General features: G+C 68.0%; 21 protein-coding genes. 16 read left to right on the top strand and 5 right to left on the bottom strand.

The features are described from left to right. Window positions 1-57: 57 nt before the first annotated feature. Genes ligD through RTY13_RS17110 form a run of 3 tightly spaced genes read left to right on the top strand, consistent with a single transcriptional unit; the run spans window position 58 to window position 3,307 of the window. Window positions 58-2,610 (top strand): DNA ligase D, encoded by a 2,553-nt coding sequence (ligD, locus tag RTY13_RS17120; RefSeq protein ID WP_312785322.1) that lies wholly within the window; start codon window positions 58-60, stop codon window positions 2,608-2,610. Window positions 2,611-2,660: 50 nt separating this feature from the next. Beyond that, window positions 2,661-2,843 (top strand): DUF3606 domain-containing protein, encoded by a 183-nt coding sequence (locus RTY13_RS17115; protein WP_087120133.1) that lies wholly within the window; start codon window positions 2,661-2,663, stop codon window positions 2,841-2,843. Between the two features lie 2 nt (window positions 2,844-2,845). Next, window positions 2,846-3,307 (top strand): cysteine hydrolase family protein, encoded by a 462-nt coding sequence (locus RTY13_RS17110; RefSeq protein ID WP_312785318.1) that lies wholly within the window; start codon window positions 2,846-2,848, stop codon window positions 3,305-3,307. Here RTY13_RS17110 and RTY13_RS17105 read toward each other — a convergent pair. After that, a complete protein-coding gene (locus tag RTY13_RS17105; RefSeq protein WP_312785316.1) occupies window positions 3,304-4,134 on the bottom strand; it encodes a Ku protein in 831 nt (276 codons plus the stop codon). The genes RTY13_RS17110 and RTY13_RS17105 overlap by 4 nt on opposite strands. Before the next feature lie 90 nt (window positions 4,135-4,224). Between RTY13_RS17105 and RTY13_RS17100 the strand changes: the two genes are divergently transcribed. Beyond that, window positions 4,225-4,872 (top strand): DUF1345 domain-containing protein, encoded by a 648-nt coding sequence (locus RTY13_RS17100; protein WP_312785314.1) that lies wholly within the window; start codon window positions 4,225-4,227, stop codon window positions 4,870-4,872. A 338-nt stretch (window positions 4,873-5,210) separates the two neighbouring features. Continuing rightward, window positions 5,211-6,680, top strand: coding sequence for a DEAD/DEAH box helicase (locus RTY13_RS17095; protein ID WP_312785359.1), 1,470 nt, complete (start codon window positions 5,211-5,213; stop codon window positions 6,678-6,680). Window positions 6,681-6,754: 74 nt separating this feature from the next. Here RTY13_RS17095 and RTY13_RS17090 read toward each other — a convergent pair whose 3' ends face one another. Next, the gene (locus tag RTY13_RS17090; protein ID WP_312785312.1) at window positions 6,755-8,047 is read right to left on the bottom strand and encodes an outer membrane protein transport protein; all 1,293 of its coding nucleotides are present in this window, start codon (window positions 8,045-8,047) and stop codon (window positions 6,755-6,757) included. 181 nt (window positions 8,048-8,228) lie between these two features. After that, window positions 8,229-8,987, bottom strand: a complete 759-nt coding sequence (locus RTY13_RS17085) for a molybdopterin-binding protein (RefSeq protein ID WP_312785311.1) — start codon at window positions 8,985-8,987, stop codon at window positions 8,229-8,231. Between the two features lie 141 nt (window positions 8,988-9,128). Between RTY13_RS17085 and map the strand changes: the two genes are divergently transcribed. The 5 genes from map (at window position 9,129) to RTY13_RS17060 (ending at window position 12,458) form a co-directional block, all read left to right on the top strand. After that, the gene (gene map, locus RTY13_RS17080; RefSeq protein ID WP_312785310.1) at window positions 9,129-9,950 is read left to right on the top strand and encodes a type I methionyl aminopeptidase; all 822 of its coding nucleotides are present in this window, start codon (window positions 9,129-9,131) and stop codon (window positions 9,948-9,950) included. Window positions 9,951-9,976: 26 nt separating this feature from the next. Beyond that, on the top strand, window positions 9,977-10,708 hold the full coding sequence (radC, locus tag RTY13_RS17075; protein WP_105564145.1) for a RadC family protein: 732 nt from the start codon (window positions 9,977-9,979) through the stop codon (window positions 10,706-10,708). Then, window positions 10,705-11,229 (top strand): GNAT family N-acetyltransferase, encoded by a 525-nt coding sequence (locus RTY13_RS17070; protein ID WP_312785308.1) that lies wholly within the window; start codon window positions 10,705-10,707, stop codon window positions 11,227-11,229. Before radC ends, RTY13_RS17070 begins: the two co-directional genes overlap by 4 nt. Window positions 11,230-11,295: 66 nt before the next feature. Continuing rightward, window positions 11,296-11,538: a BolA family transcriptional regulator gene (locus tag RTY13_RS17065; RefSeq protein WP_312785305.1), complete on the top strand. Its 243-nt coding sequence runs from the start codon at window positions 11,296-11,298 to the stop codon at window positions 11,536-11,538. A 2-nt stretch (window positions 11,539-11,540) separates the two neighbouring features. After that, window positions 11,541-12,458, top strand: coding sequence for an oxidoreductase (locus tag RTY13_RS17060; protein ID WP_312785303.1), 918 nt, complete (start codon window positions 11,541-11,543; stop codon window positions 12,456-12,458). A 6-nt stretch (window positions 12,459-12,464) separates the two neighbouring features. Here the strand turns inward: RTY13_RS17060 and cysQ are convergent, their stop codons facing one another. Further along, window positions 12,465-13,250 (bottom strand): 3'(2'),5'-bisphosphate nucleotidase CysQ, encoded by a 786-nt coding sequence (cysQ, locus tag RTY13_RS17055; protein WP_312785302.1) that lies wholly within the window; start codon window positions 13,248-13,250, stop codon window positions 12,465-12,467. 89 nt (window positions 13,251-13,339) lie between these two features. On the opposite strand from cysQ, the gene chpT reads away from it, so the two are divergent. From chpT to RTY13_RS17040, 3 genes are all read left to right on the top strand, one after another. Further along, entirely contained in the window at window positions 13,340-14,026 is a 687-nt protein-coding gene (chpT, locus tag RTY13_RS17050; protein WP_312785301.1) for a histidine phosphotransferase ChpT, read from the top strand. A gap of 93 nt (window positions 14,027-14,119) precedes the next feature. Beyond that, on the top strand, window positions 14,120-14,503 hold the full coding sequence (locus RTY13_RS17045; RefSeq protein ID WP_105564150.1) for a response regulator: 384 nt from the start codon (window positions 14,120-14,122) through the stop codon (window positions 14,501-14,503). Then, window positions 14,500-15,315, top strand: a complete 816-nt coding sequence (locus RTY13_RS17040) for a protein-glutamate O-methyltransferase CheR (protein WP_312785299.1) — start codon at window positions 14,500-14,502, stop codon at window positions 15,313-15,315. The genes RTY13_RS17045 and RTY13_RS17040 overlap by 4 nt, the downstream gene beginning before the upstream one ends. On the opposite strand, the gene RTY13_RS17035 is transcribed toward RTY13_RS17040, so the two are convergent. Continuing rightward, window positions 15,298-16,671, bottom strand: coding sequence for a metallophosphoesterase (locus tag RTY13_RS17035; protein WP_312785297.1), 1,374 nt, complete (start codon window positions 16,669-16,671; stop codon window positions 15,298-15,300). The two genes, RTY13_RS17040 and RTY13_RS17035, sit on opposite strands and share 18 nt — an antisense overlap. Before the next feature lie 251 nt (window positions 16,672-16,922). Here RTY13_RS17035 and RTY13_RS17030 point away from each other — a divergent pair, with 251 nt between their 5' ends. The 3 genes from RTY13_RS17030 (at window position 16,923) to RTY13_RS17020 (ending at window position 22,261) form a co-directional block, all read left to right on the top strand. Then, window positions 16,923-19,169 (top strand): TonB-dependent receptor domain-containing protein, encoded by a 2,247-nt coding sequence (locus RTY13_RS17030; protein WP_312785296.1) that lies wholly within the window; start codon window positions 16,923-16,925, stop codon window positions 19,167-19,169. Window positions 19,170-19,282: 113 nt separating this feature from the next. Then, window positions 19,283-21,181 carry a M20/M25/M40 family metallo-hydrolase gene (locus tag RTY13_RS17025; protein WP_312785294.1) on the top strand — a complete coding sequence of 633 codons (1,899 nt, stop codon included), beginning with the start codon at window positions 19,283-19,285 and terminating at the stop codon, window positions 21,179-21,181. 57 nt (window positions 21,182-21,238) lie between these two features. After that, window positions 21,239-22,261, top strand: a complete 1,023-nt coding sequence (locus RTY13_RS17020; RefSeq protein WP_312785292.1) for an NAD-dependent epimerase — start codon at window positions 21,239-21,241, stop codon at window positions 22,259-22,261. Window positions 22,262-22,364: the final 103 nt, after the last annotated feature.

The raw sequence follows: 22,364 nt of genomic DNA, 5'->3' as shown, positions 1-22,364 counted from the left end.
CCGCCGGAGGCGGCGCGGGCTGATGAAGCCTTCGCCGCCCGTCTGCGTTTCGCCCCCATGGCGGTGCGCGGCGAGCTCAACACCTATCAGGCCAAACGGAACTTCGGCGTCACGCCGGAGCCGAAGGGCCGCAAGACAAAAGCCCGCCAGACCGGCCTGTGCTATCTGATCCAGCGCCACGCCGCGTCGCACCTGCACTACGATTTCCGCATCGAGCACGACGGGGTCCTCAAGTCTTGGGCCGTGACCAAGGCCCCCTCGCGCGACCCCCACGTCAAGCGGCTGGCGGTCGAGGTCGAGGACCACCCCCTCGACTACGGCGGCTTCGAAGGGACCATCCCGGCAGGCAATTACGGCGCGGGCACGGTGCAGCTGTGGGACGTCGGCGAATGGTCGCCCCAGGACGCCGATCTGGACGCGGCCTTCGCCAAGGGCGTGGTCAAGCTGACCCTCGACGGCGAGCGGCTGAAGGGCGGCTGGGCCCTGATCCGGCTCAAGTCGGATCGGGGCAGGCCCTCCAAGCGCCCCAACTGGCTGCTGCTCAAGGAGAAGGACGCCTACGCCGTCGACGGCGAAGGCGACGCCCTGGCCGAGATCGACGCCTCGATCACCACCGGCCGCAGTTTGGCGGAAATCGCGGAGGGCGACACCGAATGGACGTCCTCAAAGGCCACTGGCCGCAAGGCCCCGCCCAAGCCGAAGCCGAAGCCGAAGCCGACCAAGGCGGCGCGACCCGTCGCCCGCCCCCACGCCTTCGTCCCGATCCAGCTATGCCAGGTCGCCGACCGCCCGCCCTCGGCGCCGGGCTGGGCGCATGAGATCAAGTTCGACGGCTATCGCATCCAGGTGGCCGTCGGCCATGGCCGCGCCACCTTGCGCACCCGCAAGGGTCTGGACTGGAGCGAGCGCTTTCCCGAACTAGCCGCCGACGCCGCCCGCTGGCCCGACGGCGTGCTGGACGGCGAGGTCTGCGCGCTGGACGCCCACGACATGCCCGACTTCTCGGCACTGCAGACGGCCATCTCGGAGGGGGCGACCGAGCGGCTGGTCTATTTCGCCTTCGACCTGCTGTTCGAGGGCCCGGAAGACCTGCGCAAGCTGCCGCTGTCGCACCGCAAGGCCCGGCTTCAGGCCCTGGTCGACCGCACGCCCACGGCCGCCGCTGCGCGGCTACGCTACGTCGAGCATTTCGGGGCCAGCGGTCAGGCCATTCTGGAAAGCGCCTGCCGCATGAATCTGGAAGGCGTCATCTCCAAGAAGCTGGACGCCCCTTATCGCGCCGGGCGCTCGGCCGCCTGGGTCAAGTCCAAGTGCCGAGGCCGCGACGAGGTGGTGATCGGCGGCTGGTCATCCGAAGGCGGAACCCGCTTCCGCTCCCTCCTGGTCGGGGTCAGGGTCAAGGGCGGGCTGCGCTACCTCGGTCGCGTCGGCACGGGCTATTCGGCGGCCCTGACCAGGACGCTTCTGCCCGCGCTGAAAGCCGCCGCCGCCGACCTCTCGCCCTTCGTTGGCGCCAACGCCCCCGAGGCCGAGGCGGAGCTCCACTGGACCACGCCGACCCTGGTCGCCGAGATCGAACACGGCGGCTACACCGAGGCGGGCTCGCTGCGTCAGGCCGCCTTCAAGGGCCTGCGCGAGGACAAGGCGCCGTCCGACGTGACCGACGTCCCGCGCGCGCCGACGGTCGTGAAAACCGCCGCGTCAAAACCCGGCAGGCTGATCGTCGCCGGGGTCGTCATCTCCCACCCCGACAAGGTGCTGTGGCCGGGCGTCGACGGCCGCCCGCCGATCACCAAGGCCGACCTGGTGCGCTATTACGAGGTCGCCGCCGAACGTCTCCTGCCGCACCTGATGGACCGGCCTGTCTCCATCATTCGCGCACCCGACGGCATCACCGGCGAAACCTTCTTCCAGCGTCACGCCATGGCTGGCCACAGCCCCCGGCTGAAGCTCATCGACGTGCAGGAACGCCAGCCCTATGTCGCCGTCGTCGATGTCGGCGGCCTGGTCGCCATCGGCCAGTCGGGCGGCCTCGAACTGCATCCCTGGGGCTGCAAACCGAGCGACCCCGAGACGCCCGATCAGATCACCTTCGACCTCGATCCCGACGAGGGTCTCGACTTCGAGGACGTGATCGCCGCCGCCCTCCTGCTGAAACCCCGCCTGGAAGCCCTCGGCCTGACGCCCTTCGTCAAGACCACAGGCGGCAAGGGCTTGCACGTCGTGGTCCCGATCAAGGCCGACGTCCGCAGCCGCATCGAATGGGACGCGGCCAAGGCCTTCGCCAAGGGAGTCTCAGAGGCGATGAAGACCGACCATCCCGATCGCTTCACCACCACGATGGCCAAGAAGGCGCGGGGCGGAAAGATCTTCCTCGACTATCTGCGCAACGGCCGCGCGGCCACCGCCGTCGCCCCCTGGTCGCCGCGCGCGCGGCCCGGCGCGGGCATCGCCTTCCCCCTGAGGTGGGACCAGGTGAAGCCGGGGCTGGATCCGAAAGCCTTCAACCTGTGGAGCGCCGCCGAACTGTTGCAGACGCCCGATCCATGGCTGGATTTCCGTTCGGCCGCCGCGTCTGTGAAACCGGCGGTGAAACAGTTGAGGCGCTAACGTCCGGTGGCGGATCGGCCTATGACGCTATGGAAACGGAGAGCGACATCATGGCGGGCCTCAAGGACAAGCGCGGCTTCATCGACAAGGACAGGCTGGACCTGTCCGAGCGTCAGGCCGTCGAATACTGGATGAAGCGCTGGGGCGTGACCAAGGACCAGATCACCGCCGCCCACCGCAAGGTCGGCCGCATGACCAAGGACATCGCCGCCGAACTGGGCAAGAAGCGCTGACCATGCGCCAGGCGCTGCTGGTCATCGACGTCCAGCCCAGCTTCAATCCGCCGGACTGGCTGGTCGCGGGGATCAACACCATGATCGGGACCATGCCCTCGATCGCTACGGTCGAGCGCCACGACGAGGCCGTCACCCCCTTCGCGCGCCAGCTCGGCTGGACCCCCGGCCCCGACGACGACAGCCTGATCGCCGCCGACGTGGTTCACGTGAAACACGGCTACGCCCCGACGCCCGAAACCATCGCCCATCTAAAGGCGCTGAACCCCGAGCGGGTTCTGGTCTGCGGCATCCAGGCCGACACATGCGTCCTGGCCGCCGGTTTCGCCCTGTTCGACGCGGGCCTGACCCCGACCCTGATTGAAGACCTGACCGTGGGTTCGTCGCTGGATCGCTCTGGCGAACTGGGCGCCCACCTGTGGCGGCATCACTTCAAGCACGTGATCCGCACGACGGACCTCTAGCCCGCCTTCTTCTTCGGAGCCGTCTTGGTCTTCGGCGCGGGCTTGGCGGCGCCCGCCCCCTTCAGACTGGCCTTCAGCGCCGCCATCAGGTCGATGACATTTGTGTCGTCGGGCTCGGCCACGGCCACCACGCCCTTGCCGCCCGCCTGCTTGGCCTTGATCATCTCGCGCAGGGCCTCGTCATAGCCGTCGTGGAAGCGGGTCGGGTCGAAGTCCGCCTCCTTCTGACCGATGATGCGAGCGGCGATCTCGACCATGTCGGCGTCGGCCTTCACCGTCGGAATGTCGTCGAAGAAGTCGTCAGCGTCCTTCACCTCATCGTGGGCCCGCAGGGTGTAGGCGACCAGCCCCTTGCCGTGAACTTCCAGCGCCAACTGCCGCTCCTTGCCGCGCAGCACCAGTTGGCCGAGCGCGATCTTGCCCGCGGTCTTCATCGCCTCGCGGATCACGGCGAAGGCTTCGACCCCAACGCCTTTTTCCGGCACGACGTAGAAGGGATCGTCCCAGTAGAGCCGGTCGATGTCCGCCTCGTCGACGAACTGATCGATGGAGATGGTCTTCGTGCTTTCCAGCCTCACCTTGTCGAAGTCGGCCTCGTCGAACAGGACGTACTCGTCCTTGGCCACCTCATAGCCCTTGACCAGATCGGACCGCTCGACCGGGCCGGTGTCCGGGTCCGTCGTCACCATGCGGATGCGGTTGTGGGTAGCCGGATTGATCAGGTGGAAGCGCACGTCGCCGGCGCTGCTGGTGGCGGTGTAGAGGGCGACCGGACAGGTCACCAGCGACAGCTTCAGATGTCCCTGCCAGGTCGGTCGCGTCGCCATGTTCCGCTCCTTCGCCCTGACCGAACGGGCACAGGGCGGATTTGTTCAGTCCCACTGGCTGCCGTCGCAGAACAGGGTCATCATCCGTCCATGGCCTGGATCCCCCGTTCGTTCCGACTGCACGCCGCCCTGTGGCTGGGTTTGGCGGTTCTGGCGGTCGCCGTGGCCGTCACCCCCTCCGCCTGGGACTGGCAGATGCGCCTCGCCGTGGCCTGGGACGCCAGCGCCAGCGTCTTTCTGTTGCTGACCCTGATGCGATTGCGACGCGCCCGGACCGACGCCATCCGCCGACGCGCGGCGGCCCTGGATCAGGCCGGCGCCGCCGTCCTGCCGCTCAGCCTGCTGGCGGCGGCGGCCAGCGTCTTCGTGATCGTCATGGAGACGGCGGACGGCGGCAAGCCGACCACGGCCGAGGCCCTCTTCTCCATCGGCACCATCGCCGTGTCCTGGCTCTTCACCCACGTCATCTTCGCCCTGCACTACGCCCACGAGTTCTACGCCCCGGCGGAAAAGGGCAAGGGCGACCGCCGCGGACTGATCTTCCCTGGCGAAAGCGAGGCCGACTACTGGGACTTCCTGCACTTCTCCCTGATCATCGGCGTGGCCAGCCAGACCGCCGACATCCAGATCAGCAGTCGCAAGCTGCGCCGTATCGCCACCGTGCACAGCCTGATCGCCTTCGTCTTCAACACGGTGATCCTGGCCCTGGCGGTCAATATGGCGGTCAGCCTGCTCTAGGCTTTTCGCGCCTTCGCCTTGACTTGGCCGCTATTGAGGCCCATCTGCGCTGCATCGCACAATCGCGGTATCCGGTTTCCTGCAACGCGTGTGGGTCTTCCTCCCCGAAGACCTGATTGCAGACGCAGCCGGCCAGACCTCAGAGTCATTACGTCGTCCGGACACGCGGGGCGGCGCCCGATCCACCCCGACGCTTCATTCCGAAGCTCTATCGGGACTGGCGGCGCGTCTTCCTTGTTGCGTGCGGTCAGAAGGCTTCGCCTTCTCGACCCGACGCTCGCGGGATACGCGCCTCCGCAAGCGAAAGACGCTCCGTGAGCAACATCACTTTTGAATCCATGGGCCTTAACAAGGCCCTCCTCCAGGCCCTGGCCTCGACCGGCTATGAAAAGCCGACGCCGATCCAGGCCAAGGCCATCCCCGACGTCATGGCGGGCAAGGACCTGCTGGGCATCGCCCAGACCGGCACCGGCAAGACCGCGGCCTTCGCCCTGCCGATCCTGCATCGCCTGGCCGAGAATCGCGTCCCGCCCCAGCCGCGCACCACGCGCGCCCTGATCCTGTCGCCGACCCGCGAACTGGCCACCCAGATCGCCGACAGCTTCAAGCAGTACGGCGCCCACCTGGGCTTCCGTGTCGCCGTCATCTTCGGCGGCGTGAAATACGGCCCGCAGGAGCGCGCCCTGCAACAGGGCCTGGATGTCCTGGTCGCCGCCCCCGGCCGCCTGCTGGACCACCTGCAGCAGAGGACCCTGGACCTGTCGTCGACGGAAATCTTCGTCCTGGACGAGGCAGACCAGATGCTGGACCTGGGTTTCATCAAGCCCATCCGTCAGATCGTCAGCCGTATCCCGGCCAAGCGTCAGAACCTCTTCTTCTCGGCCACCATGCCGTCTGAGATCGGCAAGCTGGCCGGCGAGCTGCTGAAGGATCCAGTCAAGGTCCAGGTCACGCCGCAGTCGACCACGGTCGAGCGCATCAAGCAGTCGGTCATCCACATCGAACAGGGCCGCAAGCGCGCCCTGCTGACCGAACTGTTCAGCGATCCCGCCTACACGCGCTGCCTGGTCTTCACCAAGACCAAGCACGGCGCCGACAAGGTCGCGGCCTATCTGGAAGCCGGCGGCGTCGAGGCCGGCGCCATCCACGGCAACAAGAGCCAGCCGCAGCGTGAGCGCGCGCTTGAGGCCTTCAAGAACGGCAAGCTGCGCGTCCTGGTCGCCACCGACATCGCCGCCCGCGGCATCGACGTGGACAAGGTCACCCACGTGGTGAACTTCGAGCTGCCCTATGTGCCGGAAGCCTATGTCCACCGCATCGGCCGCACGGCGCGCGCGGGCAAGGACGGCACCGCCATCAGCTTCGTCGCCGGCGACGAGATGAAGCTGCTGAAGGACATCGAGAAGGTCACGCGCCAGAAGATCCCGGCCGTGGACCGCCGCAACGACAAGGCCCTCGCCCAGTTGGACGCCTCCATCATGGCGGCGGGCGTGGCCAAGAAAGCGACCCTGCCCGAGCGTGAGGGTCGTGAAGGCCGCGGCGGCGGCGAAGGCCGCAACCGCGCCCGCAACCCCCGTCGCGAGGGCGTTCGCCCCGAGGGCGGCGGTCAGCCGCATCGTCAACGCAAGGGCGGCCGCGACCGCACCCACCACGCCGAGCGTCCGGCGGCGGCCTATGATCCGATGGCGAACGAACGCCCCAAGTCGTCGCCGCGCGCCCAGCCGGCGGCCGAGCCCAAGCCGGTCAGCGAGATGAAGCGCCGCCCCCGTCGTCGTCCGTCGAACGGCGGCAAGGGCTACAGCGCCTAGGATCGTCTGGGACCAAAGAAAAAGGGCGGCTCCTGCGAGGGAGCCGCCCTTTCCGTTTCAGCCTGTGGCCGGGATCAGAAGGCCCAGCGCGCGCCCAGCGAGGCGACCAGGGCCGAACCCTCGGCCGTGCCCCGCAGGTGCGAGGTCACAGCCGCCGGGGTGCCGGCGTAGAAGGTGCGGTCGTCGTAGATGTCCGAGTCGCTGAAGGCGATGTAGGTCAGACCCGCGTCGAAGGTCACGCCTTTGTTCACCTCGGTCGAGGCGCCCACCGAGACCAGCAGACGGTCGGCGTCGGGGATGCGGGCCGTGCGCAGGCTGTCGCGGGTCGGAGTCGGATCATAGCCGATGCCGGCGCGCAGGGTGGTCTTGTCGCTGTAGGCGTAATCCAGGCCGATCGCGCCGGTGGTCACGTCCTTGTAGTTCTGATGGATGGAGTCGCCGCCGTTCGGATATTCGACGTTGATGGCGTCGAACTCGGACCAGCCGATGCGGTTGACCTGGGCGTTCAGGGTCAGCTTGTCGTTGACGGCGTAACGCACCGAGGCCGAGGCGAACCACGGCGTGTTGAAGCCGGCCATGCCGCCGGTCGAGACGCTGTTGGGCGCCAGCGGGCCGGTCAGGACGATGTTCACGTCGCCGTCCAGCTCATGCTCGATGGCCGAACGATAGGACAGGCCGAAGTCCCACGGGCCCTTGTGAACCTGGGCGCCGACGTTCCAGCCGAAATCCCAGCCGTCGCCTTCCAGCGAGGACGAGCCGTCCGGCAGCAGGGGCGAGACCGACGGCATGGCCGAGGTCAGCTTGGCCTTGACGTACTGGGCGTTCAGACCGGCGCCGACATCCAGCCAGTCATTGACCTGATAGGCCACGGTCAGGCTGGCGTCGCCCGAGCGCAGTTCCGAGGTCAGGGCGTCGTAGCGCGCGAACGAACCCGGCTCGTACTTGGTGGTGAAGTTGTAGGGGGCGGCCACCGAGACGCCGACGGCGAAGCGATCGCCGATCGGGGTGGCGAAGGCGAAGTTGGGCACCAGGCCGCTCTCGATCGGGTCGACCTCGGTGTTGCGCGGGTCGCGCACCGGCACGTTCACGCCGCCGGGATAGGTGACATAGGAGCCGTCGTTCTTCACTTCCGAGTCGATGCGGATGGCATGCATGCCGAACGACAGTTCGCGGCCGCTGCGGGCGATGGCGGCGGGGTTCCACCACATCGAGCCCGTGCCGCGGTCGGCGGCTTCACCCGAGAAGGCGCGACCGGCGCCGCGCACCGATTGTTCCTGCAGATAGAAGGAGCCGGCGAAGGCCGGAGCGGCCACGGAGGCCATGAGGATCGCGAGGCCGCCGATGCGGGCCATGTTCCTGGGGATCATACTGTTTCACCTATGTGGGACCGCCCGGCCTTACTGATGGTCGGGTCGTTGTTCGGGGAGAGAGGCGACGCTAACAGCCACAGCGCCTGTGTCATGAAAGCGTTGCGCCCAAGGCCCCTGTCGGACCGCAAATCGGCCAAACCGTGGCGGTGAAGTCGCACAATTTCACACCTTGGTGAGGTTACGTTACGGCAACATCAATGCCCATAGAACGCAGTTCTTGAGAAAGATCGTGTTCCGCAAGGTCAACTTCAACCTCATCGCGACCACGAATCACCAGCTGGGTTCCGACCGGTCCGTCGCCGCCGAACCCAAAAGGATAGCTGCCGAACGACAGGTCGCGGCGAGCGTCGGCGGCCGCTTTCAGGACCTCGGCGATCTCCCCTTCGCCGACGCCCGTGACCTTGATCGTCCGGGCGTGAACCACCGCCCCTGTGCGCAGGCGCGGCGCCACGTCCTGCAGCATGGCCTCCATGATCTTCGGGACGCCCGCCATGACGAAGACATTGCCGATCTGGAAGCCCGGGGCGTCGGTCACCGGATTGGCGATCAGGGCTCCGCCCTCGGGAATGCGCGCCATGCGCCGTCGCGCAGCGTTGAACTCGCCCAGTCCGTAGCGTCGCTCCAGGATGGCCTCGGCCTCGGGATGCTCGCGCACCGGCACGCCGAAGGCGACGCCCACTGCATCGGCGGTGATGTCGTCATGGGTTGGACCGATGCCGCCGGTGGTGAAGACGTAGTCATAGGCCCCGCGCAGGGCGTTCAGCGCGTCGACGATCTGCGCCGACCGGTCGCCGACCGTGCGCGCCTCCATCAGGTCGATGCCCAAGGCCGCCAGAAAACGGGCGATGGCGTTCAGGTTCACATCCCGGGTGCGACCGGACAGGATTTCATCGCCGATGATCAGGACGGCGGCGGAGGGGGCGGCTTGATCGGTCATACCCCTCAGATAGGCGCCGCCTGCCCCCGCGTCATCGGCGCCGCCTGACGGGGTTGAGGTTTTGTGCTAGGTTCGCCATCTGACCCTCAAAGACACAGCCCAGCCGCCCCTCCCCTTCGGCGGCGCGCCCGAAAGCAGATCATGTACGAGACCCCCGACCTGGATAACGACGCCTTCGTCCGCAGCCACGAGATCCGCATCCACGACGCGGACGCCTTCGAAGGCATGCGCAAGGCCGGCCGTCTGGTCGCCGAAGCCCTGGACATGATCGGCGAGCATGTGAAGCCGGGCGTCACCACCGGCGAACTGGACGACCTGGTGCGCGAGTTCACCCTGGCGCGCGGCGGCGTCCCCGCCTGCCTGGGCTACAAGGGCTACACCCGGACCATCTGCACCTCGATCAACCACGTCGTCTGCCACGGCATTCCCGGCGACAAGGTTCTGAAGGAAGGCGATATCGTCAATATCGACCACACGGTCATCGTCGACGGCTGGCACGGCGACTCGAGCCGCATGTTCCCGGTCGGCGAGATCAACGCCCGGTCGAAAAAACTGATCGACGTCACCTATGACGCCCTGGAGCTGGGCCTGGCCCAGGTCAAGCCGGGCAATACCTTCGGCGACATCGGCTTCGCCATCCAGAAGTTCGTCGAGGCCCAGCGCATGAGCGTGGTGCGCGATTTCTGCGGCCACGGCATCGGCCGCGTCTTCCACGACAGCCCCAACGTCCTGCACTACGGCCGTCGCGGCGAAGGCGCGGTGCTCAAGCCCGGCATGTTCTTCACCGTCGAGCCGATGGTGAACCTGGGCAAGCCGGCGGTGAAGGTGCTGTCGGACGGCTGGACCGCCGTGACCCGCGACAAGTCCCTGTCGGCCCAGTGCGAGCACACCATCGGGGTCACCGAAGACGGCCTGGAAATCTTCTCGGCCTCGCCGAAGGGCCTGTTCCGCCCGAAATTCTGAGTTAGTCTCCCCTTCGGGGGAGGCTGATGCTCGATCAACCGCCGGAAAAGCCAAAGGCCAAGCCGCACCACGCCGGTCATCGCGAGCGGCTGCGCGAACGCGCGCGCGGCGCGGGCATCCACCACCTGCCCGATTATGAGCTGCTGGAGCTCTTCCTGTTCCGCAGTCAGCCGCAGGGCGACGTCAAGCCGATCGCCAAGGCCCTGCTGACCCGGTTCGGCTCGCTGGCGGCGGTCCTGGCGGCTTCGGTCGAGGACCTGATGACCGTCCGCGCCGAGGATTCACGCGGCCGCTCCAAGGGCGTCGGCGCCGAGACCGCCCTGGACCTGGCCGCCCTGCACGAGGTGTCGCGCCGCGTGGCCAAGGAGGAGGCCAACAAGCGCACCGTCATCTCGTCCTGGACGGCGCTGCTGGCCTATGTCCGCCTGTCGCTGCAGCATGAGCCGCGCGAGCAGTTCCGCGTCCTCTACCTCGACAAGAAGAACCAACTCATCCTCGACGAAATCCAGAACCGGGGCACGGTCGATCACGCCCCCGTCTATCCGCGCGAAGTGGTGCGCCGCGCGCTGGAGCTGTCGGCCAGCGCCATGATCATCGTCCACAACCACCCCTCGGGCGACCCGACCCCCAGCCGCGCCGACATCGACATGACCAAGCAGGTGATCGAGGCCGCGCGCTCGCTCAGCCTTCAGGTCCACGACCACCTCATCGTCGGCCGCGAAGGCGTGGCCAGCTTCAAGCAACTGGGTTTGATGTGACCATTCTCACCACCGACCGCCTGATCCTGACCCCCGTCGCCGTCAGCGACATGGACGACCTGATCGGCCTGTGGGCCGACGCCGACTTCACCCGCCACATCATGGGGCGCGGCCTGTCGGAAGAAGAGGTCTGGTTCCGACTGCTGCGCGACCTCGGCCACTGGCAAGCCAAGGGCTATGGCAACTGGTCGATCCGCGAGAGCGACAGCGGCGCCTATGTCGGCAGCGTTGGCGTGCTGGACTATCGCCGCGAGATGACGCCGGCTTTCGACGCCCCGGAACTCGGCTGGGGCGTCGCCCCCGCCTTCCAGGGCCAGGGCCTGGCGTTCGAAGCGCTGCAGGCCGCCCTGGCCTGGACCGACGCCTATCGGCTGGAGCCGCGCACCGTCTGCATGATCTCGCCCGACAACGGCCCGTCGGTGAAGCTGGCGGAGCGCGTCGGCTACCGCCCCTATGCCGAGGCCGACTACAAGGGCTCGAGCGTCACCCTGTTTGAACGGCCCCGCGCGGTTGCGGGCTGACAGAGGGCCCATACCTCTTTAGGTTTTACAGTTCAGATCCGATCTGTCTGTTTCGAGAGTTCCCCCATGCCCATGTCCGCCGACGTCCTGCGCGCCCATCTGGTCGAGGCCTTCCCCGATGCGGACATCGCCATCGAGGACCTGGCCGGCGACGGCGACCACTATCGCGCCAAGATTATCTCCACCGCCTTCAAGGGCCTTCCGCGCGTGCGTCAGCATCAGTTGGTCTACAGCGCGCTGAAGGGTCAGATGGGGGGTGAGCTGCACGCCCTGGCCCTGGAAACCTCGGCCCCCGCCGAGGCCGGCTGAGCATGCGGTATCGTCCCTTCGGCGGCACCGGCGCGGCGGTTTCCAACCTGACGCTCAGCCTCGGCGTCGAAGCCCTGGGGCGTGGCCGCGCCGCCCTCAGCGAGTTGATCTTCACCGCGCTGGAAGCCGGGGTGAACAGCTATCATCTCGAGAACGCCGATCCGGCTCTGGCCGAGATCGTCGGCGAGGCCCTGGGCCATGTGGAACGTCGGCTGGTCTGTGTCGGCGTCACCCTGGGCGTCGGCGACGGCCGCAAGAAGGGCTTTCGCGACTTCTCGGCCGACGGCCTGAGCGGCGCCATCGACCGCGCCCTGCACGCCTCGGGTCTGGGCTGGTTCGACGTCGCGGTGCTGGACGAGCCCGCCGACGATGAACTGCCCCAAGCCTCGCTGATCGCGCTGAAGGCCCTGCGCAAGGCCGGTCATGTGCGCCTTCTGGGCGTTTCCGGCGACGCGCCCGTGATGGACGTCTATGTCTCGACCGGGGCCTTCGACGTCCTCTACACCCCCTTCCACGCCAATGTGGAATGGCGCATCCGCTCGCGTACGCGGGCTGCGCGCGAGCGCGACATGGCCATCTTCACCTATGATTACTTCCCCGAGAGCCTGTCCACCGAGCGCAAGGCCGCCGGCGCAGGCAGCACTCCAAAGAAGAAGGGCCTGTTCGGTTTCGGCGCCAAGCCGGCGGAGCAGGGTCTCGCCAATGCCGGTTCCTTCGCCTTCCTGCATCAGACGCCCAACTGGAAGGCCGAGGAGATCTGCCTGGCCTTCACCCTGACCGACCCGGCCATCGCCAGCGTCATGGTCGACGCCCTCAATCCTGAACGGATGGAGGCCTTGGCCGCCGTGCCCGAGCGCGACCTGCCGCCAGGGCTCTCGGCCCAGATCGAAATGGCCCGCGTGGGATCGGCTGTCGCCTAGGACGGACTAGCCGCCCATGGCGGTGAACGGCCCATTGAGGAAGCCCGGCTTGCGATAGGCCAGGCGTTGGCCGTCCGCGCCCAGAACCCGCCCCCCGGCGGCCTCCAGTACGGCCTGGCCCGCCGCCGTGTCCCACTCGCTGGTCGGGCCGGTGCGCGGATAGGCGTCGAAACGACCTTCGGCGATCAGGCAGAACTTCAACGACGAATCCGTGCCCTGCCACTGGCTGCAGCCATGACGCGCGGCCAGGCGGGCAGCCTCCTCGTCAGTCATGCTGTGGCTCAACAGGGCGATGCCCTCGGCCGGACGGTCGCGCACCTTGATCGGCCGCCAGACCTCGCCGAAGGCGCGGCGCACGGCGCCCTTGCCCGGCGTGGTCGAGGCCCAGGTCACCCCCGTCGCGGGGGCCGTCACCACGCCCGCGACAGGGGCGTCGCCGCGCATCAGGGCGATGTTGACGGTGAAGCTCTCGCGGCCCTGGACAAAGCCCTTGGTGCCGTCCAGCGGATCGATCAGCCAGAACCATTCCCCGACGGAAACGGGGACGCCATCGGCGGCCGAGGCCTCTTCGGCCACGGCTTCGACCTCCGGCCAATGCTCGGCCAGTCGTTTCAGGATCAGGGCTTCGGCGGCGCGGTCGGCCTCGGTCACCGGACTGGCGTCGGACTTGGTCTCGACCGCCGTGCCGGCCCGCCAATAGGGCAGGATCAGGCGCGCGGCCTCCTCTGCGATGTCGGCGAGGGTCTCGGCGAGGGCGCCGGAGGCGAGGTCGGTCTCAAGAGCGTGCGTCATGTCTCCGCCTCGATAGCCCATGCACCCGGTTTCAAGAACCGGCAAATCAGGTCAGCCTTAACCATTCCCGCCAGCAGACCGCACGAACGATGACCTTCCCTGACCTTTCCGCCTCCTCGGTCGATTTCGCCGCTGCCGACCTGCCCGCGGGCGGCGCCGAACTGGCCGCCTTTATCGCCGGAAAGCTGTGTCATGACTTCATCAGCCCGGCCGGCGCCATCATGTCGGGCCTCGACCTGCTGGAAGACCCCACGGCCCAGGACATGCGCGACGACGCCATGAGCCTGATCCGCCAAAGCGCCAGGAAGATGGTGGCGCACGTCCACTTCGCCCGCGTGGCCTTCGGCGCCGCCACCACCAGCGAACAATTCGTCTCGGCAGAACTGCGCGGCCTGGTCGCAGGTCTGTCCGAAGGTGGACGGGCGAGCCTGGACTGGCGTATTTCCGAGAACGAAACCTTCACCAAGGCGCAGTCGCGCATCCTGATCAACCTGGCCTGGATGACCTTGGGCGCCCTGCCCACCGGGGGGATGGCCGCCATCACCATCCGGCGCGAGGACGACCGCATGTTGCTGATCGGTTCGGCCGAAGGCGCCCGCGCCCGCCTCAAGCCCGAAGCCTTGACCGGCCTCAAGGGGGAACGCCTGACCGAGGGCCTGGCGGGCCAGTGGATTCAGCCCTATTGGCTATGGCTTGCCGTCAACGAGAACGGCGGACGCCTCGACGTCGCCAGCGATGAAGGCCGCGTCGGTCTGATCGCCCGCGTCCCGGCCTGACCACCCGCACTGGACGCCCAATCGTCCGTTAACCCCCAGGAACGATCATGGCGCGAGCTGCGCTTTCGTTTCGCGCGCAACGGGATAGAGCCCTTGGACCCCAAGACCTGCCTGATCGTCGATGACAGCCGGATCATCCGCAAGGTCGCGCGCCGTATCCTTGAGGACCTCGGTTTCGAGGTCGATGAAGCCGCCGACGGCGCCGAGGCCCTGACCTACTGCATGGGCGCCATGCCCCATGTCGTGCTGCTGGACTGGCAGATGCCGGTCATGGACGGCCTCAGCTTCCTGCGACGCCTGCGCGACCTGCCGGGGGGCCGCGCCCCCAAGGTCCTGTTCTGCACGATCGAGACCCGCGCGGAGCGGATTGCAGAAGCCCTGTCCGCAGGGGCCGACGATTATGTTATGAAGCCCTTTGACGGCGAGATCCTTCATTCCAAACTCGCCGAAGTGGGAGCTGTTCAGTCGCCGTCATGACGCCGGAGGATTTCGATCGTCTTCAGACCTTGCTGGCGTCACGCGCCGGCTTTCGGCTGACTCGCGACCGGATGCACCTGGCCGAGCATAGACTGGGGCCGGTGGCGCGCCGCGAAGGCTATCACAATGTCGAGGCCATGCTGGCCACCCTGTGGAACCAGCCCGTCGCTTCCCTCGGCTGGGCGGTGATCGAGGCCCTGCTGAACGGCGAGACCTGGTTCCGTCGCGATCGTGCTGTCTTCGATGTCTTTTCGCGAGAACTCATGCCCGCCCTGACCGCCGCTCGCCCCGGCGGCAAGGTCCGGCTTTGGTCCGCGGGCGCCTCGACCGGCCAGGAGGCCTATTCCCTGGCCATCGCCGCCCTCGAGAACAGCGCCGATGTCGAGATCGTCGCCACCGACCTGTCGCGCCTGTCTATCGAGAAGGCGCGTTCTGGGCTCTACACCTCGTTCGAGATCCAGCGCGGCCTTTCGGCCCGCTCCATGCTGCGCTGGTTCGAACAGGCCGACGAACACTGGCGCGCCCGCCCGGAACTGCGCAGCACCGTCACCTTTGAGCGCTCCAACCTGCTGGACGAAGCCGCCGACGAGCGCCCATTCGACGTCATCTTCTGTCGCCATGTGCTCTGCGATCTGGAACCGGCGCGCCGCGCCCAGGTGCTGGACATGCTGGAGCGGCGGCTGGTCGATGACGGCTGCCTCTTCCTCGGCGTCGATGAACGTCCCGAGGGCGACAGCGTCGCCTTCCGTCCGGTCGCCGGACGCAAGGGCCTCTACGTCAAGGCCCCCTCCGCCCTACGCCGCGCCGCCTAGCAAACCGGCGGCGGCCGTCGCCTTGATCCGCACCTCCGGGACCTCGCTGAAAACCAGATCCGTCACGCCGAAATACTCGGCCTGGTTCATCGCGCACCAGTCGGTCGTGACCAGACGCACGGCCGTCTTGCCCGCGGCATCGCCGACCGCACCGTAGAGGAAATCGCCGCTGCGCTCGATCAGAGGCATGGGCCGGTCCTGATTGGTCCGCGCCATGAAACCCGCCAGCCGCTCGGGCGTCGTCTCGGCCACCATCAGCTTGCCGTCGAACCGCACCACGGCGTCGAAGGCATAGCGCGACACCGGCCCCGCCGGCAGGCCGGCCCCCAGCGTCGTATGGCCGATGAAGCCCGCCTCGGCGCCCGCCGCCTTCGCCAGGGCGGCGGCGACGGCCCGGCCCGTTTCGCCCAGGGTAAGCGCCCGCGGGCTGACGCCCAGCACCGCTTTTTCCTCGGCGGTCAGATGCATCGCCAGGGTTGTCGCGATCAGGTCGGCGATACGCGACGACGGCGCGCCGGTCAGGTCCACCGCTGTCGAACCCACGTCGATCCTTCCGTCGTCGAACAGGGTCGCCGTCGTATAGGCGTTGCTCCAAGACCCGGTGTGGGCATAGGCGCTGCGCCCCTGCTCGTGCTGGAACAAAAGATGGTTGTGCCCGCCGATCATCAGGGCGCCGTCGGGCAGCAGGGGCAGGATGTCGCGATCCCCGGCCACCCCGGCATGACTCATCACCAGCATCAGGTCGGCCCCGTCCAGCAGCCGCGCCAGGTTCGCCTGCGCCCAGTCGCCCGGTTCGGGGATCGACAGCCAGTCGCGGCTGGCCTTGGGATAGGTGTTCAGCGAATTCGTCCCCGCCCCGACGATGCGCAGCAAGCGATCGCCCAGCGGTACGGTCACGGCGGCCTCGGCATAGGGAAGACCAGTGCGCGCATCGAGGATGTTGCTGACGACCAGGATGCCCAGCGACCGCATCCGCGCCACCACCTCATGCAGGTCCGGCGTCAGGTCGTTGTCGTGGTTGCCCAGGTTGACCACCGTGGGCGCCAGCTTCGGCAGTTCGCCGAGGAAAGCCCAGTCAATGACCCCGCCCGAGCGCACCGAGACGACGTTGCCGTGCTCGAAGATGTCGCCGTCGATGGCGATCAGGTGCGGAACGTCTGATCCGGCGATCTCGGCCTCCAGCGCCGCCAGCAGTTGGCCCGTTCGCTCGTAAGCCGAGTGCAGGTCCGACATGGCCAGGACGCGACCAATCGCCCGCGCTTCCCTTGCGGGGGCCAGCGCCCCCAGACCCGGTGCAACAGCAGCGACGGCCATCAGCTGAAACAGACGGCGGCGGTGAAGGGGGGTGATCGTCATGCGCAGGTCCCTGTCAGGCCGCACCCGGCGCGTCGAGAGGGAGTCCTCGCCAAGGGCGGCGCAGCCCTGCCGTTTCGCATGGGACATTGCGCTGCACAATGCCGGGAAGCCCCCGGCATGGCCCGATGTGTCAGGTTTTCCAGCGGCGTGTCCGTGTCGCGAAAGCTTCATCGATCGACCGTCTTCCAGACTGGAAAAAGCGTCGCCGTGAACCTAGGCCCTCGGCCAGTTTCAACGAGAACCCTCCCCCCATGTCCCCTCGCCTCTCCGCCCTCGCCGCCTCCGCCAGCGGCCTCGCCCTGCTCTTCGCCGCCCCGGCCATGGCCCAGACCGCTGACGCCGCCGCCGAACAGGCCGTCGCCGTCGACGAGATCGTCGTCACCGCCCAGCGCCGCAGCGAAAACATCCGCGACGTGCCCTTCGCCGTCACGGCGATGAACACCGAGACCCTGACCGCCATCTCGGCCGGCGGCGCCGACATCCTCAGCCTGTCGGGCCGGGTGCCCAGCCTGCAGGTCGAAAGCTCGAACGGCCGCTACGCCCCGCGCTTCTACATCCGCGGCCTCGGCAATGTGGACTTCGACTTCACCGCCTCGCAGCCCGTCTCCATGGTCATGGACGACATCGTCCTGGAGAGCGTCTACCTGAAGGGCTTCCCCCTGTTCGACGTCAAGCAACTGGAAGTGCTGCGCGGTCCGCAAGGCACCCTGTTCGGCCGCAACACCCCGGCCGGCGTGATCAAGATCGACACCACCAAGCCGGGCGACGACTTCACCGGCTACGGCTCGCTGACCTACGGCAACTACGGTTCGACCCGCGCTGAAGCCGCCGTCACCCTGCCCGCCTCGGACACCCTGTCGGTCCGCGTCGCCGCCCTGTGGAACCACCGAGACGACTACATCAACAACGCCTATGACGCCCCCTTCGCCAAGAAGGACGGCAAGGATCTCGGCAATTTCGACGACATCGCCGGCCGCGTTCACGTCGCCTGGACCCCGACCGACCGTCTGTCGACCCTGCTGACCCTGCAGGCCCGCGACTACGAGGGCACGGGCACGATGAACCGCGCCAACGCCCTGACCAAGGGCTCCAACAAGCTGAACGACAACTTCGACCGCGAGACGGTCTGGTACGACGGCGGCCGCAACAACTTCCAGAAGCAGCAGACCACCTCGCAATCGCTGCAGGTGGCCTATGACTTCGGTCCCGCCACCCTGACCGGCGTGGTCGGCTCCTATCAGGGCTCCAGCCAGGGCGACGGCGACATCGACGGCGGCGTGGCCTCGGCCCCCGCAGGCTCCGGCTACAAAACCCCGTTCAACGTCGAGTCCGGCACCCTCTCGAGCGACCTGCTGCAGAACACCTATGAACTGCGCCTGGCCTCGAACGGCGACGGCCGTCTGGGCTGGCAGGTCGGCGCCTTCTACTGGGATGAGCGCATCAACCTGGTGTCCGGCACCTTCAACGGCACGGGCGGTCTGATCCCGACCAAGGCCACCGACATCGTGCAGAAGTCGGACTCCTGGTCGATCTTCGGTCAGGCCAACTATCAGGTCACCGACGCCTTCAAGATCACCGGCGGCGTGCGCTACACCGACGACAGCCGCGACTACCACGGCAAGATCGTGATCGGCACGCCGGCCAACGCCGAGGGCCAGGTCTCGGTCGGCGACGAACAGGTCAGCTGGGACGTCAGCGCCCTGTATGAAGTCAACGACAGCCTGAACCTGTTCGCCCGCGTGGCCAGCGGCTATCGCGGTCCGTCGATTCAGGGCCGCAACCTGCCGGTTCTGACCACGGCCGAGTCCGAGACCGTCATGTCCTACGAGGCCGGCCTCAAGTCCCGCCTGTGGGACGGCCGCGCCCGTCTGAACGCCACGGCCTACCTGTATGACGTCAAGGACATGCAGTTCACCGCCATCGGCGGCATCGACAACTCCAACCGCCTGATCAACGCCGACAAGGGTCAGGGCTACGGCCTGGAGATCGACGGCGACGTCTATCTGGGCGCCGGCTTCACCCTGGCCGGCGGCGTGGCCTGGAACCACACCGAGATCAAGGACAAGGACCTTCTGGTCGCCATCTGCGGCAACCACCTGTGCACTATCACCGATCCGATCGTGAAGGTGGGCGCCAGCGACCGCGCCGCCATTGACGGCAACCCCTTCCCCCAGGCGCCGGAGTACACCGCCAACCTGACCCTCTCCTACGTCCGCCCCATCGGCGACGCCCAGGAGCTGTTCGCCTCGACCGACTGGGTGATGCAGAAGGACTTCAACCTCTTCCTCTATGAGGCGGTCGAATTCCGTCAGGACACCAACTTCGAGGGCGGCCTGCGCGCAGGCTGGCGCGACCTGAACCGCGGCCTGGAAGCCGCCGCCTATGTCCGCAACATCACGGACGAGGCCAATGTCATCGGCGCCATCGACTTCAACAACCTGACGGCCTTCGTCAACGAGCCGCGCATGTACGGCGTGGAGCTGTCGAAGCGTTTCTAGGCCTTTACGGCTGATCGCATCGGAGGGCGGCGACGGGAAGACCTGTCGCCGCCCTCTTGCCATTCCGGTCCAGCTTGGCCCTACTGCCTCCCGGATCGGGGAGGATCTTTCACATGCGGCTGGCCCTGCTGTTCGGATCGCTGACGCTCGCCTTCTTGCTGGCCGTCTGGACCACCCAGGTCCCCGGGCCTCGCCCCGCCGACGCGCCCGCCGCCGCCTTCTCGGCCGCGCGCGCCATGACCGACATCACCCAGATCGCCCGCGCCCCGCACCCGGTCGGCTCGGCCGAGCACGCCCGCGTCCGTGCCTATCTGGTCGCCCGCATGACCCAGCTAGGCCTGTCGCCAGAGGAGCAGGCGGGGCCGCTGTCGCCCGGTTCGATCCGGCGGCTGAAGAAGGCCGGCGGCGATCCGCAGGCGGCGAACAATCAGGCGATCAATCTGATCGGCGTCCTGCCCGGCAAGGATCGCAGCCAGCCCGCCGTCATGCTGATGGCCCACTACGACACCGTGGTCGGATCACCCGGCGCCGCCGACGATTCCACCGGCGTCGGCGCGGTGCTGGAGGCCGTGCGCGCCATCCAGGCGCGCGGCCTGGTCGAACGCGATCTGGTCGTCCTGCTGACCGACGCCGAGGAGCTGGGTCTGGACGGCGCCCGCATCTTCTTCGGCGGCCATCCCTTGCGCGACCGCATCGGCGCCGTGGTCAACCTGGAGGCCCGCGGCGGCGGCGGCCGCGCCGCCATGTTCGAGACCGGACGCGAGGCCGGCCCCACCGTCGACCTGTTCCGCCGCGCCGCCGCCCGCGCCGACGGCGGGACCACCGCCACCTCGCTCGCCGTCTTCATGTACGAGCAGATGCCCAACGGCACCGACTTCACCATCCCCAAGGATCGCGGGATCGGCGGGCTGAACTTCGCCTTCATCGGCCGCCCGGCCCAGTATCATGCCGCCGACGCCACCCCCGCCAACCTCGACCAGGGCGCCTTGCAGCATCTCGGTTCGCAGGCGCTAGAGGCCGCCGACGCCTTGCTGCGCGCGCCCGCCCTGCCCGCCAAGGGACCAAACACCGTCTATGCCGACGTCTTCGGCCGCCTGATGCTCAGCCATTCGACGGCCATGGGCTGGGGCCTGCTGGGCCTGACCGCCCTGCTCGGTGGCTTCGCCGCCTGGCGCGCGCGCGCCGCCACCGGCCTGACCGCCGCACAGGTCGGACGCGGCCTGCTGGACGGGCTGTGGTTCGCGTCCGCCGGACTGGTCCTGGCCCAGGCCGTGCGCCTGCTGGCCGGGCCGATGTCGAGCCGCGCCGCCTCGTCCGAAACCTATTATGTCCTGCTGCGCCGCCTGCCCTGGATGGAGGCGGGCGCCGTCCTGACCATCCTCGCCCTGGCCCTGCTGTTCCTGACCGGGGCGCGCCGGTCACGTCCGCGCGTGATCGCCGGGACCGTGGCCGTCCTGACGCTTCTGACCCTGCTGATCGGCGGCTTCAGCCCGGTCATGCTCGGCGCGGGCCTGATCGCCGCCGCCCTGTCGTTGTGGCCGATCAAGGCCCCCGCCGCCTCAACAGGCTCGACCTGGGGCGGCTGGCTCGGCCTGATCGCCCTCGTCTTCCTGATGGCCTGCGCGGTTCAGGGCGCGGCCCCCGAAGCCGCCCTGCTGTTCGTCTGGCCCGCCCTGCTGGCCGCCACTGCGGCGGCGCTGGCGGCCCTGATCGGCGCCGACCTTACCCGGCCTGTCGCCCTGATCCCTCCCGCCGTCGCCGCTGTTCTCGGCGGCGCCTGGCTGATGGGACTGGGCCATTTCGTCTTCCTCGGCGTCGGCATGGACCTGCCCGGCGCCCTGGCCCTGATCGCCCTGCTGGCCCTGCTGTTCCTGCGACCGCTCGCCCCTCCCGTCGGCGCCGTCCGCCCCGTACTGATCGGCGCCGCCGCCTGCCTGCTCCTCGCCTGCGGCCTCACCGTCGCCGCCCGCTTCGCCGAGCCCACGCCCGCCGTGGCCCAGAGCCTTCCCTGACCCTGCCCTGACGCCCCCCCGCTGGCGAAAAACCCTCCGACCGTCTATCGCAGCCTGATGTCCACCGATCCTGTTCTCGTCACCGGCTCCGCCGGCTTCATCGGCTTCCACACCGCCCAGCGGCTGCTGGCGCGCGGCGAGACCGTCATCGGCCTGGACAACCTCAACGCCTATTACGACCCGGCGCTGAAGCAGGCCCGCCTGGCGCTGCTGCAAAAACATCCGAACTACCAGCACCACACGCTGGATCTTGCCGACCGCGCCGGCGTCGCCGCCCTGTTCGCCGAGCATAAGCCGCGCCGCGTCGTCCACCTCGCCGCCCAGGCCGGAGTCCGCTACAGCCTCGAAGCGCCCGAGACCTATGTGGATTCCAACGTCGTCGGCTTTCTCAGCATCCTAGAGGGCTGCCGCGCGACCAAGGCCGCCAACCTCGTCTTCGCCTCAACCAGTTCGGTCTTCGGCGCCAACGCCGCTCTGCCGTTCTCGGTGCGCGACCCGGCCGACCACCCGCTGACCGTCTATGCGGCGACAAAGCTGGCCAATGAGGCCATGGCCCATTCCTACGCCCACCTGTTCGGCTTCCCGACCACGGGCCTGCGCTTCTTCACCGTCTATGGACCGTGGGGCCGGCCGGACATGGCCCTGTTTAAATTCACCCGCGCCATCCTCAGGGACGAGCCGATCGACGTCTACGGTCAGGGCAAGATGTCGCGCGACTTCACCTATGTGGACGACATCGTCACCGGCGTGATCGCCGCCCTGGACCGCCCCGCCGCGATCGACCCGACCTGGGACGCCAAGGCTCCCAACCCCGCCACCAGCGGCGTCGCCCCCTGGCGCATCCTCAACCTGGGCGCCGGCCGCCCGGTCGCCCTGATGCGCTACATCGAGGTGCTGGAGGAAAAACTGGGTCGCAAGGCCAAGCTGAACCTCATGCCCATGCAGGATGGCGACGTGGCCAATACCGAGGCCGACGTCACCGATACCCTGGCCGCTCTCGACTACGCCCCCTCGACCCCGGTCGAGGACGGCGTCGGCCGCTTCGTCGACTGGTACTGCAACTTCTACCGCGAGAACTGAGGCGCGCAGACGCGCGCCGGCCTCAGAATTCGATTGTATGGAAAGCCCTGGTGGAGCCGAGGGGACGCCAGAAGGTTCGGATTCGTCGGTCATGGGAAGGCTC

The organism is Brevundimonas sp. (assembly GCF_032055285.1).
GTDB lineage: Bacteria > Pseudomonadota > Alphaproteobacteria > Caulobacterales > Caulobacteraceae > Brevundimonas.
Note: the sequence above shows the minus strand (reverse complement) of the source record. Positions and strands in the feature narration are given on the sequence as shown.